Source organism: Xanthomonas sp. 3498, assembly GCF_014199795.1.
Classification (GTDB): Bacteria; Pseudomonadota; Gammaproteobacteria; order Xanthomonadales; family Xanthomonadaceae; genus Xanthomonas_A; species Xanthomonas_A rydalmerensis.
This window is the reverse complement of record NZ_JACHOH010000003.1, coordinates 531,981-548,727: the sequence shown is the minus strand read 5'-3', so window position 1 is coordinate 548,727 and position 16,747 is coordinate 531,981. Positions and strand designations below refer to the sequence as shown.

The window sequence follows — 16,747 nt, the reverse complement described above, 5'->3', positions numbered from 1 at the left end:
CAACCGGCGACAACGGACTGGCAACGCAGCGGGCGCATAATCGCGCGATGATCATCGACTCGTTGCTGGACACCGACCTCTACAAATTCACCATGATGCAGGCGGTGCTGCATCAGCACCCCGGCGCGCAGGTGGAGTACCGCTTCAAGTGCCGCACCCCGGGCATCGACCTGGCGCAGTACCTGCCGCAGATCTCGGCGGAGATCGACGCGCTGTGCGCGCTGCGCTTCCGCGCCGACGAGCTGGACTACCTGCGCGCGATGCGTTTCATCAAGCCGGACTTCGTCGATTTCCTGGCGCTGTTCCACCTGGATCGCAAGTACCTGCAGTTACAGGCCTCGACCAGCGTGCCCGGCGAGATCGAGCTGCGCATCCGCGGGCCGTGGCTGCACACCATCCTGTTCGAGGTGCCGCTGCTGGCGATCGTCAACGAGGTGTGGTTCCGCAACGCCGGCGGCGCCGACCATGCCGAAGGCCTGCGCCGCCTGCAGGCCAAGATCGCGCTGCTGCGCGACACCCCGGGCTACGACGGCTGCGCCATCGCCGACTACGGCACCCGGCGTCGCTATTCGCGGGCGTGGCACGGCGAACTGCTGCCGGTGCTGCAGCAGACCCTGGGCCAGCAGTTCGTCGGCACCAGCAATGTGTACTTCGCCCGCCGCTACGGCCTGACGCCGCTGGGCACGATGGCGCACGAGTATCTGCAGGCGTTCCAGGCGCTGGGGCCGCGCTTGCGCGACTCGCAGGCGGCGGCGCTGGAATCGTGGGCGCGCGAGTACCGCGGCGATCTCGGCATCGCGTTGTCGGACGTGGTCGGCCTGGACGCGTTCCTGCGCGATTTCGATCTGTATTTCTGCAAGCTGTTCGACGGCATGCGCCACGATTCCGGCGATCCGTTCGAGTGGGGCGAGCGCGTGCTGGCGCACCTGCAGCAGCATCGGGTGGACCCGCGCAGCAAGATCCTGGTGTTCAGCGACGGCCTGGACATCGACAAAGTGATGCGGCTGTACGCGCATTTCCGCGAGCGCTGCATGCTCGCGTTCGGCGTCGGCACGCACCTGACCAACGACCTGGGCCTGGTGCCGTTGCAGATCGTGATCAAGATGGTTCGCTGCAACGGCCAGCCGGTGGCCAAGCTCAGCGACTCGCCCGGCAAGACCCTGTGCGACGACCCGGCCTATCTGGCCTACCTGCGGCAGGTGTTCCAGGTGCCGGCCGAGGACCAGCCCTGAGCCTGCAATGACCCTGCCGGTGCCGATGCGGCAGCGGTCGCCGGGGCGGCCGGGCAGGAGTCGCCGTTCGGTGCAACAGGGCTTTGCGGTGAAGAAAGAGTGAGATACACTGCACGGGAAAGTGAGAACTGTGTCGCAATAGTGACGGTCAGGATGGGCCGCCCAGGCGCTACAGCCGCTACGCCGTTGTCGTTCCGTCCCTGGCCAGAGACTTCCCGATGAGCGCTCACGCGTTGCCGACCCATTACCGCACCCAGGCCTGTTCGCGGCAGTGGCGGGGCTTCCTGCGCGCGTTGGCGGAGGAGTTCGCCGCGGAGTTGGGCCCCGAGGATCTGGCGCTGCTGATGGCGCGCATCGGCCGTCGCTTCGCCGCCGAACATCCGGTCGGTGCCTGCGCCACCCTGCAGGAGCTGGAGGACGCGGCCAATCGCGTCTGGGACCGGCTGGAATGGGGCTATGCGCGGTTCGAGGAACATGCCGACCGCGTCGACCTGCTGCACGCCGGTTCGCCGCTGCATATCGGCCTGGCCGGGCAGGCCGCCGGCGCCGACGGCTTCCTGGAAGGGGTGTACCAGGCCTGGTTCGTGCAGGTCGGCATGTCGGCCGGATTGGGCGTGCGTGCGTTGTCGTCCGCGAACGAAGACCTGCGCCGCCTGGTGCTGGCCCGGGTCGGCTGAGCGCGGCGCGACGCACCGAACTTTTTTTGATCGTCATGAGGGGAGTCATGTCCAAAAAGTCCAAGCAGACGGGTGCCGAAACCGGCGACGACGTCTCCAGCCTGTTCGCCAAGCTCGGCAGTAGCGGCGCCACCGCCTACCAGGATTTTTCCGCCGACCGGCTCAGCGCCGCCGAGCCGGCTGCCGCCACGCCGCCGCCAGCACCCGCCGCACCGGCGCCGGTGCTGTCGGTGGTACGCGCCGCGATCGAGGCCAGGCCGGCCGCGCTGTCCCCGGCTGCACCGTTGCCGCTCACGCCTGCCGCACCTGCACCGGCTGCTGCCGCCGGCGCCGCCACCGGCACGCCGCTGCAGCAGTTGTTCCAGCGCCTGCTCGAGGCCGGCCGCGAGGCCGCCGTGCCGGCGCCGGGCGGTCCGCTCAAGCGCTTCTTGAATCGTTGATGTCGCGCGGCGCCTGCGGGCGCCGCACCTGTTTGCCGTCGCCGCGTGGTGGGGAAGACCACGCGCCGGCCTCCTCCCCCTTTTAGGAACCGCCGATGAGCGCTGCCTCCGCGTCGCATGCCGCGCGCCCGCTGCATGTCCTGGCCAACTGGTCGCTGTGGCTGCTGGGCGCCGTGTTGCTGGTCTTCGTCGTCGCCATCCCGATGGATGTGCCGCAGCAACTGCTGTTCTCGCTGGTGGTGTTCGCCGCGGCCATGCTGCTGCGGCGCAGTGGCAGCCGCCTGGCGATCCTGGTGATGATGGCGCTGTCGCTGGCGGTGTCCTCGCGCTACATCTGGTGGCGCCTGACCCAGACCGTGGGCATGAGCAGCCCGGTCGACCTGAGCCTGGGCCTGGGCCTGCTGCTGGCCGAGCTGTACGCATTCGTGATCCTGACGCTGGGCTACTTCCAGGTGCTGTGGCCGCTGAACCGGCGGCCGCTGCCGCTGCCGGCCGACCAGCGCGAATGGCCCAGCGTCGATCTGTTCATCCCCACCTACAACGAACCGCTGTCGGTGGTGCGCTCGACCATCCTCGCCGCCAGCGTGATGGACTGGCCGGCCGACAAGCTCAACATCTACCTGCTCGACGACGGCCGCCGCGAGGAGTTCCGCGCGTTCTGCGCGCAGGCCGGCATCCACTACGTCACCCGCACCAACAACCTCCACGCTAAGGCCGGCAACATCAACGCTGCGCTGAAGAAGTCCAGCGGCGAGTATGTGGCGATCTTCGACTGCGACCACATCCCCACGCGCTCGTTCCTGCAGGTGGCGATGGGCTGGTTCCTGCGCGACGCCAAGCTGGCGGTGGTGCAGATGCCGCACTACTTCTTCTCGGCCGATCCGTTCGAGCGCAATCTCGGCAACCACGGCAAGGTGCCCAACGAAGGCGAACTGTTCTACGGCCTGCTGCAGGACGGCAACGACCAGTGGGACGCCACCTTCTTCTGCGGTTCGTGCACGGTGATCAAGCGCAAGCCGCTGGAAGAAGTGGGCGGGGTGGCGGTGGAGACCGTCACCGAGGACGCGCACACCGCGCTGAAGCTGCACCGCCGCGGCTACCGCAGCGCCTACATCGCGGTGCCGCAGGCCGCCGGCCTGGCCACCGAAAGCCTGTCCGGCCACGTCGCCCAGCGCATCCGCTGGGCGCGCGGCATGGCGCAGATCGCGCGGCTGGACAACCCGCTGCTGGGCAAGGGCCTGCGCCTGTCGCAGCGGCTGTGCTACGCCAACGCGATGCTGCACTTCTTCTACGGGCTGCCGCGCATCGTCTACCTCACCGCGCCGCTGGCCTTCCTGTTCTTCGGCGCGCACGTGATCCACGCCTCGGCGCTGATGATCCTGGCCTACGCGCTGCCGCACATCCTGCAGGCCAACCTGACCAACCTGCGCACCCAGGGCAAGTTCCGCCACCTGCTGTGGAACGAGGTCTACGAGACCACCCTGGCCTGGTACATCCTGCGCCCGACGCTGGTGGCGCTGTTCAATCCCAAGCTCGGCAAGTTCAACGTCACCCCCAAGGGCGGCCTGGTGCCGCGCAGCTATTTCGACGGGCAGATCGCCAAGCCCTACCTGTTCCTGCTGGTGCTCAACCTGGCCGGCGTGGTCGCCGGGGTGATGCGCCTGCTCAGCGTGCAGGCCGGCGGCGAGGCGCAGACCATCTGGTTCAACCTGGCCTGGACCGCCTACAACGTGCTGCTGCTCGGCGCCACCATCGCCACCGCCAGCGAGATGCGGCAGGTGCGCCGTTCGCACCGCGTGCCGCTGGACATCCCGGCCACCTTGCATCTGGCCGATGGCCGCGAACTGGCCTGCCGCACCGTCAACTTCTCCACCGGCGGCATGGCGTTGCGCCTGCTCGAGCCGGTGCCGGTGGAGCCGGATATGCCGGTGGAGATCGCGCTGCCGCAGCGCGGCAGTTCCAAGCGCCTGCCGGCGATGGTGCGCCACGACCGCGACGGCGAGATCAGCATCCAGTTCCGGCCGATGTCGATCGAACAGGAGCGCTGGCTGGTGGCCTGCACCTTCGCCCGCGCCGACATCTGGGTGTCGCAGTGGGGCCGCCACGACCGCGATCGCTTCTGGGTGTCGCTGGGGCGCGTGTTCGCTGCCAGCGTGCGCGGTTTCCGGCGTCTCGGTCAGCACGTCGCCAGCAGCGCGCGCAGCGGCTGGCGCGGCCGTACCGCCGGCGAGGAGGCTGCGCCGTGAGTCGTCGTCCCGCTGTGCTGCGTTCCTTCCTCTCTTCCCTTTCTTTCCGGTCGCCGTCGATGCGTCTACCCGCCCTGGCTGCATGTTGTCTCACGGTCCTGTCCGGCCTGGCGCTGGCCCAGGAGCCGACCCTTCCTGCCACTGCGCCGGCCGCCGCGACCGCTGTGCCGCTGCCGGCCCCGGCCGAACGCGAGCGCTCGGCCACGCTCAAGCAGCTCGGCATCGACTACGAGATGACCCTGCGCGGCATCCAGGGCAGCGCCGGCATTCCCTTCAGCACGCGCACCGACGAAGTGGTGCAGGCGGCGAACCTGCATCTGGTGTACAGCTACTCGCCGGCGCTGCTGCCGGACCTGTCGCACCTGAAGGTCAGCGTCAACGGCGTCACCGTGGCGGCCCTGCCGGTCAGCCGCGAGAACGCCGGCAAGTTGCAGCAGAGCGACGTGCCGATCGATCCGCGCCTGATCAGCGACTACAACCGGCTCAACCTGCAGCTGATCGGCCACTACACCCGCGACTGCGAGGATCCGGACCACACCAGCCTGTGGGCCAACATCGATCCGTCCACGCGGCTGTCGCTGACCGCCACCCCGCTGGTGCTGCGCAACGACCTGGCGCTGCTGCCGGTGCCGTTCTACGACAAGCGCGATACGCGCCGCCTGGAACTGCCGTTCGTGTTCCCGCAGCGCCCGGACCTGGCCACGCTGCGCAGCGCCGGCATCGTCGCCTCCTGGTTCGGCGCGCAGGCGGGCTACCGCGGCGCCGCGTTCGGCGTGGCCATCGGCGACGTGCCGGCCACCGGCAACGCGGTGCTGTTCGCCACCGCCGCGACCCTGCCGGCGGAACTGGCGGCGACCCAGGCCGGCTTGAGCGAGATCGCCGGCCCGACCCTGGCGATGATCACCAATCCGCGCGATGCCACCGGCAAGCTGCTGCTGGTGCTGGGCCGCGACGACGACGACCTGCAGCAGGCCGCCACCGCGCTGAGCCTGGGCACGCCGCTCAACGGCCCGGTGGCGCGCATCGGCGAACTCAAGCAGGCGCAGCCGCGCAAGCCCTACGACGCGCCCAACTGGATCTCCGGCGACAAGCCGGTGCGCTTCGGCGACCTGGTTGCGCAGACCGCGCAGTTGAACGTCAGCGGCTACCACCCCGACCTGATCCGGGTCGGCCTGCAGCTGCCGCCGGACCTGTTCGTGTGGCAGCGCGACGGCATCCCGGTCAATCTGCGCTACCGCTACACGGTGCCGGAGACGCAGAACAAGTCGGCGCTCAACGTCAGCATCAACGATGCCTTCGTCACCACGCTGCCGCTCAACGGCCACGCCTATGCCGAGTCGTTGCCGCTGCGCTGGTGGCACGCGCTCTCGCCCAAGGGCGCGATGCCGGTGGAGCAGAAGCTGCTGCTGCCGACCGGGCCGTTCTCGGCCAACAGCCAGCTGCGCTTCCACTTCTTCTTCGATCGCCCGCAGGCGGAGGCGTGCAAGAACACCTTCCCCGATGTGTCCGGCGCGATCGACGCCGACTCCAGCGTGGACCTGCGTTCGTTCCATCACTACATCGCGATGCCGAATCTGGCCGCCTTCGGCAATGCCGGCTTCCCGTTCACGCGCCTGGCCGACCTGTCCGAGTCCACCGTGGTGGTGCCGGACGAGATCGGCGACCAGGACATGGCCAACCTGTTGACGCTGCTCGGCCGGCTTGGCGCGTCCACCGGCTACCCGGCGCTTCGGGTGACCCTGATCCACGCCGCCGAGGTCGACAAGCACGCCGACAGCGACCTGCTGGTGTTCGGCAGCCTGCGCTCGCAGCCGCTGTTCCAGCGCTGGAGCGCGGCGCTGCCGATCGGCGACGGCGCCAGCGGGCGGCGCTTTTCGATGAGCGACTGGGTGCTGGACAAGCTGCCCGGCTTCCTGTCGTTCGATGCGCGCCGCACCGACCTGCCGACCACCGCCGAGGTGGCGGTGAAGCCGGCGCCCGGCGACGTGGTGTTGATGGGCTTCCAGTCGCCGCTGAAGGCCGGGCGCAGCGTGGTCGCGCTGCTGGCCGAGGATCCGGCCAGCGTCGAGGACTTCTTCGACGCCTGGCTCGAGCCGGCCACGCTGAAGGACTTCCAGGGCAGCGTGGTGCTGTTGCAGAAAGGCAAGGTGCGCAGCCTCGCCGGCAACCAGACCTACTACGTCGGCCACCTGCCGCTGCCGACCTGGGCACGCTGGTACTTCTCGCAGCACCCGCTGCTGCTGGGCCTGGCGGTGGTGGTGCTGAGCGTGCTGCTGGCGCTGGCCGCGCGCGTGGTGCTGCGCCGGCACTCGGCGGCACGGCTGCAGGAAGGGCGGTGAACGGACACACCGGCCAACGCCGGCGCCTGCTCGGCGGCCTGCTCGCTGCCGGCGCGGCGACGCTGCTGCCGCCGGCGCGCGCCGCGCTCACGGTGGCGCCGGCCTGCGCGCCGTGGCGCGAGTGGACCGCGTTCGTCGCCAAGCACCTCGATGCCAGCGGACGGGTGATCGATTTCCAGCACGCCGACCAGCGCAGCACCTCCGAGGGCCAGTCCTACGCGCTGTTCTTCGCGCTGGTGGCCAACGACCAGGTGCTGTTCGAGCGCGTGCTCGGCTGGACCCGGCACAACCTGTGCGGCGGCCGCCCGCAGCAGGTGCTGCCGGCCTGGCTGTGGGGCCGCGCCAGCGACGGTAGTTGGCGCGTGCTCGACGGCAACAGCGCCAGCGACGCCGACCTGTGGATCGCCTACGTGCTGCTCGAGGCCGGGCGCCTGTGGCAACGGCCCGGCTACACCCAGGCCGGCCTGCAGATGCTGGCGCTGGTGCGGCGCACCGAGCTGGTCGAACTGCCCGGGTTCGGCAGCATGCTGCTGCCGGCGGCCAAGGGCTTCGTCACGCCGCAGCGCTGGACGCTCAATCCCAGCTACCTGCCGCTGCAATTGCTGCGGCGTTTCGCCGCGGTCGATCCGAAGGGGCCGTGGGCTGGTCTGGCCACGCGCAGCGCGCGCCTGCTGCGCGACAGCGCGCCGGTCGGCTTCGCGCCGGACTGGATCGCCTGGGACGGCCGCGCCTTCGGCGTCGATCCGGACAAGGGTGCGATCGGCAGCTACGACGCGATCCGCGTGTACCTGTGGGCCGGCATGCTCGATGCCGCCGATCCGCTGCGCAAGGCGCTGCTCGACGATCTGTCCGGCCCGCTGCAGCAACTGCGCGCGCAGGGCCGCCTCGACGAGAAGATCGATACCCGCCAGGGCGTCGGCAGCGGCCAGGCCCCGCCCGGCTTCGCCGCAGCGCTGCTGCCGTACCTGAGCGCGCTGCGCGAACCGGCGCTGCTCAAGGCGCAGGCGCAACGCATTCCCGCGCCCGGCGACGCCGCCGCGGCCCGGCTTCCCTACTACGACCGGGTGCTGATCCTGTTCGGACGTGCCTGGCTCGACAACCGCTACCGCTTTTCCGCAGACGGCGCGCTGCAGCCCGCCTGGAGAACCCAATGCTCCGCATGAACCTCAAACCCCTGTACCTGGCCGGCATGATCGACCTGTGCCTGCTCGCCGGCAGCGCACACGCGCAGAACGCCGACGCTACCCAGCAACTGGTCAGCCAGGGCAACTACTGGCACGACCAGGGCCGCGACGACCTCGCCGCCGACGCCTGGCGCAAGTTGCTGCGGGTCGACCCGAACCAGCCCGACGCGCTGCTCGGCCTGGCCCAGATCGATCTGGCGCAAGGCCGCCAGACCGACGCGCGCAAGCGCCTGGCGCAATTGCAGAAGACGCATCCGCAGGCACCGCAGACCCAGCGCCTGGCGATGTCGATCGGCGGCACCGGCGACAACGTCGACCTGCGCAACGCGCGCCGCGCCGCCGCCGCCGGCCGCTACGTGGACGCGGTGCGCGCCTACCAGGCGATGTTCGATGGCAAGGGCCCGCCGGACGCGCTGGCGCTGGAGTACTACCAGGCGCTGGCCGGCACGCCGCAGGGCTGGGAAGGCGCGCGCGACGGCCTGCGCCGCCTGGCCGCCGCGCAGCCGGACAACACCGCCGCGGCGCTGGCGCTGGCGCAGGTGCAGACCTACCGCGAACCGTCCCGGCGCGAGGGCATCGCCCAGCTCGCCGCGCTGAGCAAGCGCGCCGATGTCGCCGGCCCGGCGCGCGCCGGCTGGCGTCAGGCCCTGCTGTGGCTCAATGCCGGCCCTGCCGATGCGCCGCTGTACCAAGCGTTCCTGGCCGCCAATCCGAACGATGCCGAGATCGCCAGGAAGGCCGCGCAACTGCAGGAGCGCCGCGCGCAAGGCGGCGATCCAGCCGGCGAACAGCTGGGCGAGGGCTTCAAGGCGCTCAACGCCGGCAACCTGGCCCTGGCCGAACAGCGCTTCGCGCAGGTGCTGCGCGCGCGTCCGCGCGACGCCGAGGCACTCGGCGGCCTGGGCTCGGTGCGGCTGCGCCAGCAGCGCTTCGGCGAAGCGCAGGAGCTGCTGCGCCCGGCCGCGGCCGCCAACGGCAAGTGGCGCAGCGCGTTGGACAGCGCGCGCTACTGGCTGCAGTTGCAGCAGGCGCAGGCCGCGCGTGCGCGCGGCGACAACGACGCGGCGCTGCGCCTGGCCCAGCAGGCGGTCAAGCTCAAGCCCGAGGAGGCCGCCGGCTACGCGCTGCTGGGCGACCTGCAGTCGGCCAGCGATGCCGCCGCGGCCGAAAAGAGCTACCGCGAGGCGCTGCGCCTGCATGCCGACGATGCCGGCGCACTGCAGGGCCTGATCGCCCTGTACAGCCGTCAGGGCCGTGCCAACGAGGCCAATGCGCTGTTCGCCAGGCTCAGCCCGGCGCAGCGCCAGCAGGCCGGCGGCGAGACCGCACTGAAAGCCAACCTGCAGCGCGCCCGCGCGCAGCAGGCGCTGGAGGCCGGCGACACCGTCACCGCGCAGAGCGAGCTGGAGACGGCGATGGTCGACAACCCCGGCGACCCATGGGTGCGCCTGGACCTGGCGCGCCTGTACCAGCAGGCCGGGCGTCCGGACCAGGCGCGCAGCGTCATGGACGGCCTGCTCGCGGTGCATGGCGACATGCCCGAGGCGCTGTACGCCAACGCGCTGCTGGCGCAGGAACGCGGCGACTGGGCCAGCGCCTACGCCAGCCTGGAGCGCATCCCGGCCAGTGCGCGCACCGCCGAGATGAGCGCGCTGCGCAACACCGCCTGGGTCGAACAACAGGCGGCCAAGGCGCGCCTGCTGCAACAACAGGGCCGCGGCGGCGAAGCGCAGTTGCTGCTGGGCCGCACCGAGGCCGCGCTGGGCGACGCGCTGGAGCAGCCGGCATTGCTGGCGGCGATGGCCGGCGCCTATGCCGATATCGGCAGCAACACGCGCGCGCTGACCCTGGCGCAGCGCTTGGTCGGACAGAATCCCTCCACCGAATCGCGCCTGCAGTACGCCGGCGTGCTGCTGCGCGCGCATCAGGACGCGGAGCTGGCGGCGACCCTGCGCCAACTGCGCGACACCGAGATGAGCGCCGAGCAGCAGCGCCGCTACCAGGCGCTGCGCAGCGGCTACGTGTTGCGCCAGGTCGATGCCCTGCGCGAACTCGGCAACCTCGAAGCCGCCTACGACGCGCTCGCGCCGCTGCTGGCGCAGCAGAACCAGGACCCGCAGGCGGTGGCCGCGCTGGCGCGGCTGTACGCCGCCGCCGGCGACCAGCGCCAGGCGTTGGTGCTGTACCAGCAGCAACTGCAGCAGTCGCCCAACGACCTGGACACGCTGATCGCCGCGGCCAACACCGCCGCCGCACTGCGCGACCTGCACAGCGCCGAGGACTACCTGCAGCGCGCGCTGGCGCAGGCGCCGGATTCGCCGCAGGTGCTCGCCGCCGCCGGTCGCGTGTATCGCAGCGCCGGCAAGAACCGCAAGGCCGAGAGCTATTTCCGCGCCGCGCTGGCGGCGCAGGCGCACGAATCGGGTCAGTACGACAACGGCCTGCCGGCCGCCAACGGTCCGGCGTCGTACGCCGCGGCCGGGCGCCCGCTCAATCCGTTCGCCGGCATGAACGGGCGCATGCCGCGCAGCGCCGCCGTGGTGTCCGACAGCCTCGGCGGCGGCGTGCCGGCCCCGGCCTACGCGGCCTCCGCGTTGCCGGCGTCTGCGCCCGTGGCCGCCGGCGACGACCTGCCGCCGCCGGCCAGCGCCAGCGCCAGCGCCGTGGGCGTGGCCCTGGCCGCGCTGCCGGTGCCGGGCCAGCGCAGCACCACAGCCCGCACCGCGCCGCGCGCGCTGCCCGATGATGGATTGCTGGCCGACACGCCGCGTGCGTCCCTGCGCCAGCCGGCGGCACCGGCCACCTCCGCGGGCGGTTCCAGCGTGCTCGACGAACTGCGCGAAGTGCAGGCCGAAAACAGCGACAGCGTCGCCACCGGCGCCAGCTACCGCGCCCGCGACGGCGAAGCCGGCCTGGGCCGCCTGCGCGATCTGGAAGTGCCGCTGCATGGCGAGTTCGCGGTGGGCGAGGGCAAGCTGCAGGTCGACGTCACCCCGACCCTGCTCGATGCCGGCACGCTCGGCACCGGCTACGCCACCGCCAGCCGCTTCGGCGCCGGTCCCGCTGCGGCGATGGGCGATGCCCTGGCTGCCGACCGCACCCCGATCGACAGCCTGGTCGGCAGCGATCTGTACCAACTGCTGCTCACCGAGGGCAACAGCAACGCCACCCGCAACGCGCTGCGCACCTACGCGGTCAACACCGGGCTGTACAACAAGCTGTTCAACGACACCGACCCGACGCTGACCAACGCGCAGCGCGAGGCGGCGGCGCTGCAGGCGCTGTACGCCGAGCCGCTGTCGGCGTTCCTGCTCGGCAATACCGCCGCCGACACCGCGATCGGCACGCTGGCCAGCGCCATCCTCGGCGACGCCTCGCGCAGCGCCGACCTCAGTGCCGCCGACATCGCCCGCTTCCGCAACCTGGCGGCCAACCCCACCGCCGCGACGCTGACCCCGGCCGGCTTCAGCCAGGCGCTGTACACCATGGCCGCCAACGGCAACGGCGCGCGGCGCATGGACCAGGACGCGCGCGGCGTCGGCATGGCGGTGACCTACAAGAACGGCGGCTTCAGCGCCGACCTCGGCAGCACCCCGGTCGGCTTTCCCGAGCGGCGCATCGTCGGCGGCGTCGGCTACCGCGGCCAGGCCGGCGACACCCTGACCTATTCGGGCGAGGTGTTCCGGCGTGCGGTCAGCGACAGCCTGCTGTCCTTCGGCGGCGTCGACGATGGCCGCGCCGGGCTCGGCTGGGGCGGCGTGACCAGCAACGGCCTGCGCCTGTCGGCCACCCTCGACAACGGCCTGCTCGGCGGTTACGCCAGCGTCGGCGCCGACCGCCTGGTCGGCCGCAACGTCGCCAGCAACGACCACCGCCAGGTCGACCTGGGCGTGTACGTGCACGCGCTGGACACCGAGAACCAGTCGCTGACCGCCGGCCTCAACCTGACCGCGATGCAGTACGACAAGAACCTGGGCGGCTACACGTATGGCCAGGGCGGCTACTTCAGCCCGCAGGACTACGTGGACCTGAGCTTCCCGGTGCACTGGAGCGGGCGCACGGCCGGACGCACGGTCAACTGGAGCGTGGACGCCAGCGTCGGCGTGCAGCACTTCCGCAGCGACGACAGCCCGTACTTCCCGACCAGCGCGCAGATGCAGCAGGCCGCCTACGATGCCGCCTCGCTGGCCGCGCTGCTGGGGCTGACCGACCGCTACGTCGCGCCGGTCTACGCCGGGCAGAGCAAGACCGGCATGTCCTACAACATCGCCGGCGCGGCCGAATGGCAGATCGCCCCGCAACTGTTCCTGGGCGGCCGCCTGCTGTTCAACAATGCCCGCGACTACACCCAGTTCAGCACCAACCTCTACGTGCGCTTCGTGCTCGACCGGCTCGGCGCCGGCCTCGGCCGTCGCCCGCAGGTGCTGGCCTCGCCATACGTGCCGGAGTAGGGCGAGGCAGGCGCACTGCTCCCGTCGTAGGAGCGGCTTCAGCCGCGACAGGCGTTCCCATGAAACCTGTCGCGGCTGAAGCCGCTCCTACGACGTTGCGTCGGCGCTTTGCTGGAATGCAGATATGCACCGCTGCAGACCGTAGCTGGGGCCACGGTACATCGTAGCCCCGCTGCACGCGTCGCCGCCACGGCGGATAATCGCGGGCATCCCCGTCCAGGAGTCCGCACATGATCCGCGACATCATCCGCATGGGCGACCCGCGTCTGCTGCGCCAGGCGCCACCGGTCACCGACTTCGACAGCGCGCAGCTGCACACGCTGGTGGCCGACATGTTCGAGACCATGGACGCCGCGCGCGGCGTCGGCCTGGCCGCGCCGCAGATCGCGGTGGATCTGCAACTGATGGTGTTCGGTTTCGAGCGCAGCGCGCGCTATCCGGAGGCGCCGCCGGTGCCGCGCACCGCCCTGGCCAACGTCGAGATCGAACCGCTGTCCGACGAACTGGAGGATGGCTGGGAGGGCTGCCTGTCCATTCCCGGGCTGCGCGCGGTGATCCCGCGCTACCGGCACATCCGTTACCGCGGCGTGCTGCCGGACGGCACGCCGCTGCAGCGCGAGGCCGAGGGCTTCCATGCCCGCGTGGTGCAGCACGAGCACGACCACCTGATCGGCCGGCTGTATCCCTCGCGCATCCGCGACTTCGACAAGTTCGGCTTCGAGGACGTGCTGTCTTACGAGCTGTAGCGCAGGACCGACCTGCTTTTCGTAGGAGCGGCTTCAGCCGCGACCGGGCGTTACCGGTAGCGCCTCGGTCGCGGCTGAAGCCGCTCCCACGAGCGTCCCTGCAAACGTCATCGCAGATACGACCGCAAAACGCACACGGCCCGCGCGAGGCGGGCCGTGGCGGGTGCTGCACGAACGCGCTGCGGCTTACTTCAGAGCCTTGAAACGCAGACGCTTGGGGCCGGCATCGTCGCCCAGGCGGCGCTTCTTGTCTTCCTCGTACTCGCGGTAGTTGCCCTGGAAGAACTCCACGTGCGAGTCGCCCTCGAAGGCGAGGATGTGGGTGGCGATACGGTCGAGGAACCAGCGATCGTGCGAGATCACGAAGGTGTTGCCCGGGAACTCCAGCAGCGCGTCTTCCAGCGCGCGCAGGGTTTCGATGTCCAGGTCGTTGGACGGTTCGTCGAGCAGCAGCACGTTGCCGCCCTGCAGCAGGGTCTTGGCCATGTGCAGGCGGCCGCGCTCACCACCTGACAGCGAACCGACCATCTTCTGCTGGTCCTGGCCCTTGAAGTTGAAGCGGCCGATGTAGGCGCGCGACTGGATCTCGATGCCGTTGATGTTGAGGATGTCCAGGCCGCCGGCGATTTCCTGGAAGACGTTGTGGTTGCCTTCCAGCTTGTCGCGGCTCTGGTCCACGTACGACAGCTGCACGGTCGGGCCGACCACGATCTCGCCCGAATCCGGCTTCTCCTGCCCGGTGATCATCTTGAACAGGGTCGACTTGCCGGCGCCGTTGGGGCCGATGATGCCGACGATGGCGCCCGGCGGAATGATCATCGACAGGTTGTCGATCAGCAGGCGGTCGCCGAACTTCTTGGAGACGTTCTTGAACTCCATCACCGAGTTGCCCAGGCGCTCGCCCGGCGGGATGAAGATTTCGTTGGTCTCGTTGCGCTTCTGGTAATCCACCGACTGCAGTTCGTCCAGGCGCGCCAGACGCGCCTTGCCCTTGGAGCGGCCGCCCTTGGCGTTCTGCCGGGCCCACTCCAGTTCCTTCTGGATCGCCTTCTGCCGCGCCTTCTCCTGGTTCTCTTCCTGCTTCAGGCGCTCGTCCTTCTGCATCAGCCACTCGGTGTAGTTGCCCTTCCACGGAATGCCGCGGCCGCGGTCCAGTTCCAGGATCCACTCGGCGGCGTTGTCGAGGAAGTAGCGATCGTGGGTGACCGCGACCACGGTGCCGCTGTAGCGCGCCAGGAACTGCTCCAGCCATTCGACGGACTCGGCGTCGAGGTGGTTGGTCGGTTCGTCGAGCAGCAGCATGTCCGGCTTCTGCAGCAGCAGCCGGCACAGCGCCACGCGGCGCTTCTCGCCGCCGGACAGGTTGGCGATCTTGGCGTCCCACGGCGGCAGCCGCAGTGCGTCGGCGGCCACGTCGAGCTGGTTCTCCAGGGTGTGCGCATCGCCGGCGGCGAGGATCGCCTCCAGGCGCTCCTGTTCCTTGGCCAGCGCGTCGAAATCGGCGCCTTCCTCGGCATAGGCGGCGTACACCGCTTCCAGCGCGGCCTGCGCCTGCAGCACTTCGCCCACGCCTTCCTCGACCGACTCGCGCACGGTCTTGTTCGGGTCCAGCTCCGGCTCCTGCGCCAGGTAGCCGACCTTGGTGCCGGGCTGCGGGCGCGCCTCGCCTTCGAAATCGGTGTCCACGCCGGCCATGATCTTCAGCACGGTGGACTTGCCGGCGCCGTTGAGGCCGAGCAGGCCGATCTTGGCGCCGGGGAAGAACGACAGCGAGATGTCCTTGATGATCTGGCGCTTGGGCGGCACGGTCTTGCTGACCCGGTTCATGGTGTAGATGTATTGCGACATGGCGGCTCCAAAGGCGCAGGGCGCCCGCCGGCCGGCGGCCGGAGGGCGTCGAAAGGGATGACGGATTATAGCCGGACGGCCGCCTGCATTCTTTGCCGCGCGGTTGCGGCACCAGACGCGCGGGCGTTGCCGCGCGGCCTACTCGGCGATCGGCGGCAGCGCTGCGCTCGGTGCCGTTGCCGATGTGCCGGCACGACGTTGCCGGCGCAGATAGAACAGTGCGCAGAGCACCAGCAGCAGCATCGCCAGCCACTCGCTGTGCAGCGCCGCCTGCATCGCGGCCAGGCTGCCGCCACCGCGGGCGTGGGCGTAGATCGCGCCCAGTGCCGCTGGCCCCAGGCCCATGGCCGCCTGCAGGATGGTGGAGAGCATGGCACTGCCGGCGCCGGCATGGTCGGTGGGCACCTGCGACAGGCCGATGCGGTAGAAGCTGGCCACGATCCAGGCCTGGCCGGCGCCGATCAGCGCCGTTGCCGGAGCCAGGTTGAGTGCGCCCGGATGCGGCCACACCGCGTGCAGCGTCCAGCCCAGCGCCAGCAGGCCCAGCATCTGCACCAGGCAGCCGAGCAGCAGCGTCGGCACCGGGCCGCAGCGCGCCGCCACGCGGGCGCTGACCAGCGCGGAGGCGAAGTAGGCCGCGCCCAGTACGATGAAGGCGTTGCCCGACTGCAGCGGCGAGAGTCCGGCGCCGGTCTGCAGCGTCAGCGCCAGCACGAACATGAAGCCGCTCCAGCAGGTGAAGAACACCCCGCCCACCAGCAGCGCGAAGCGCACGCTGGGCAGTCGCAGCAAGGCCGGTGGCAGCAGCGGCGTCCGCCCGCGGCGTTCCTGCCACAGTTCGACCCGGGTCAGTGCCGCCAGCAGCGGCAGGCAGGCGGCCAGCACCGCCAGGCATGCCGGTGGCCAGTGCAGCGCCGGGCCCAGCGCCAACGGCAGCAGCAGGCAGGCCAGGAACAGCCCCAGCAGCCCGGCGCCGGCCAGGTCGGGCGGCATCCGCCGCGCGGCGCGCGTCTCCGGCACGGCGCGCAGGCAGGCCAGCGCCAGCAGGCAGAACGGCAGGTTGATCAGGAACACGCTGCGCCAGCCGGAGCCGGCGATGTTCGCGCTGACCAGCGATCCGCCCAGTACCTGGCCGATGACGAAGGCGATGCCGCCCAGCGAGCCGTACAGCGCCAGCGCCCGGGCGTGCGCCTTGCCGTGCAGGCTGACGTGGATGGTGGCGAGGATCTGCGGCACCGCCAGTGCCGCGCCCAGCCCTTGCAGCGTGCGCCCGGCCAGCAGCGCCGTCACCGAGCCGGCCACGCCGCACAGCAACGAGGCCAGGGCGAACAGCAGCACGCCGGCACCGAACACGCGGCGCCGGCCGAGGTTGTCGCCGAGCCGGCCGCCCGCTGCCAGGCCCACCGCGAAGGCGACGCCGTAGACGGCCACGATCAGCTCCAGTTGCATCGCCGACGCATGCAGCGTGCGCGCGATCGAGCCGAGCGCGACATTGAGGATGGAGAAGTCGATCAACGGCAGCATCTGCCCGATCAGCAGGATGCCGAGGCCGCGGCGGCTCAGGGTGGGGGCGGTGGCGGACAT

Annotated in this window: 10 protein-coding genes; 8 read left to right on the top strand and 2 right to left on the bottom strand. The window is 70.7% G+C overall.

Annotated elements, in window-relative coordinates:
* Positions 1–47 precede the first annotated feature (47 nt).
* From pncB to GGR66_RS12175, 8 genes are all read left to right on the top strand, one after another.
* Positions 48–1,232 carry a nicotinate phosphoribosyltransferase gene (gene pncB, locus GGR66_RS12210; protein WP_160970667.1) on the top strand — a complete coding sequence of 395 codons (1,185 nt, stop codon included), beginning with the start codon at positions 48–50 and terminating at the stop codon, positions 1,230–1,232.
* A gap of 218 nt (positions 1,233–1,450) precedes the next feature.
* Positions 1,451–1,909: a hypothetical protein gene (locus GGR66_RS12205; protein ID WP_184448399.1), complete on the top strand. Its 459-nt coding sequence runs from the start codon at positions 1,451–1,453 to the stop codon at positions 1,907–1,909.
* Positions 1,910–1,956: 47 nt separating this feature from the next.
* Positions 1,957–2,349 carry a hypothetical protein gene (locus GGR66_RS12200; protein WP_184448398.1) on the top strand — a complete coding sequence of 131 codons (393 nt, stop codon included), beginning with the start codon at positions 1,957–1,959 and terminating at the stop codon, positions 2,347–2,349.
* A gap of 95 nt (positions 2,350–2,444) precedes the next feature.
* Positions 2,445–4,595 (top strand): UDP-forming cellulose synthase catalytic subunit, encoded by a 2,151-nt coding sequence (gene bcsA, locus GGR66_RS12195; RefSeq protein ID WP_184448397.1) that lies wholly within the window; start codon positions 2,445–2,447, stop codon positions 4,593–4,595.
* A gap of 59 nt (positions 4,596–4,654) precedes the next feature.
* Positions 4,655–6,934, top strand: a complete 2,280-nt coding sequence (gene bcsB / locus GGR66_RS12190; protein ID WP_184448396.1) for a cellulose biosynthesis cyclic di-GMP-binding regulatory protein BcsB — start codon at positions 4,655–4,657, stop codon at positions 6,932–6,934.
* Positions 6,931–8,097 (top strand): cellulose synthase complex periplasmic endoglucanase BcsZ, encoded by a 1,167-nt coding sequence (gene bcsZ, locus GGR66_RS12185; RefSeq protein ID WP_184448395.1) that lies wholly within the window; start codon positions 6,931–6,933, stop codon positions 8,095–8,097. Before bcsB ends, bcsZ begins: the two co-directional genes overlap by 4 nt.
* On the top strand, positions 8,085–12,569 hold the full coding sequence (locus tag GGR66_RS12180) for a cellulose synthase subunit BcsC-related outer membrane protein (protein WP_184448394.1): 4,485 nt from the start codon (positions 8,085–8,087) through the stop codon (positions 12,567–12,569). Before bcsZ ends, GGR66_RS12180 begins: the two co-directional genes overlap by 13 nt.
* 230 nt (positions 12,570–12,799) lie before the next feature.
* Positions 12,800–13,315, top strand: a complete 516-nt coding sequence (locus tag GGR66_RS12175) for a peptide deformylase (RefSeq protein WP_160970655.1) — start codon at positions 12,800–12,802, stop codon at positions 13,313–13,315.
* A 186-nt stretch (positions 13,316–13,501) separates the two neighbouring features.
* Here the strand turns inward: GGR66_RS12175 and ettA are convergent, their stop codons facing one another.
* Positions 13,502–15,163, bottom strand: a complete 1,662-nt coding sequence (ettA, locus tag GGR66_RS12170; RefSeq protein ID WP_160970653.1) for an energy-dependent translational throttle protein EttA — start codon at positions 15,161–15,163, stop codon at positions 13,502–13,504.
* A 138-nt stretch (positions 15,164–15,301) separates the two neighbouring features.
* Positions 15,302–16,747 carry an MFS transporter gene (locus GGR66_RS12165; RefSeq protein ID WP_184448393.1) on the bottom strand — a complete coding sequence of 482 codons (1,446 nt, stop codon included), beginning with the start codon at positions 16,745–16,747 and terminating at the stop codon, positions 15,302–15,304.

Excerpts from the sequence above, each read along its gene's own strand:
- bcsA (WP_184448397.1), top strand. The coding sequence starts at position 2,445 with ATGAGCGCTGCCTCCGCGTCGCATGCCGCGCGCCCGCTGCATGTCCTG.
- GGR66_RS12180 (WP_184448394.1), top strand. The coding sequence starts at position 8,085 with ATGCTCCGCATGAACCTCAAACCCCTGTACCTGGCCGGCATGATCGAC.
- GGR66_RS12165 (WP_184448393.1), bottom strand. The coding sequence starts at position 16,747 with ATGTCCGCCACCGCCCCCACCCTGAGCCGCCGCGGCCTCGGCATCCTG.
- GGR66_RS12205 (WP_184448399.1), top strand. The coding sequence starts at position 1,451 with ATGAGCGCTCACGCGTTGCCGACCCATTACCGCACCCAGGCCTGTTCG.
- ettA (WP_160970653.1), bottom strand. The coding sequence starts at position 15,163 with ATGTCGCAATACATCTACACCATGAACCGGGTCAGCAAGACCGTGCCG.
- bcsB (WP_184448396.1), top strand. The coding sequence starts at position 4,655 with ATGCGTCTACCCGCCCTGGCTGCATGTTGTCTCACGGTCCTGTCCGGC.
- GGR66_RS12175 (WP_160970655.1), top strand. The coding sequence starts at position 12,800 with ATGATCCGCGACATCATCCGCATGGGCGACCCGCGTCTGCTGCGCCAG.
- pncB (WP_160970667.1), top strand. The coding sequence starts at position 48 with ATGATCATCGACTCGTTGCTGGACACCGACCTCTACAAATTCACCATG.
- GGR66_RS12200 (WP_184448398.1), top strand. The coding sequence starts at position 1,957 with ATGTCCAAAAAGTCCAAGCAGACGGGTGCCGAAACCGGCGACGACGTC.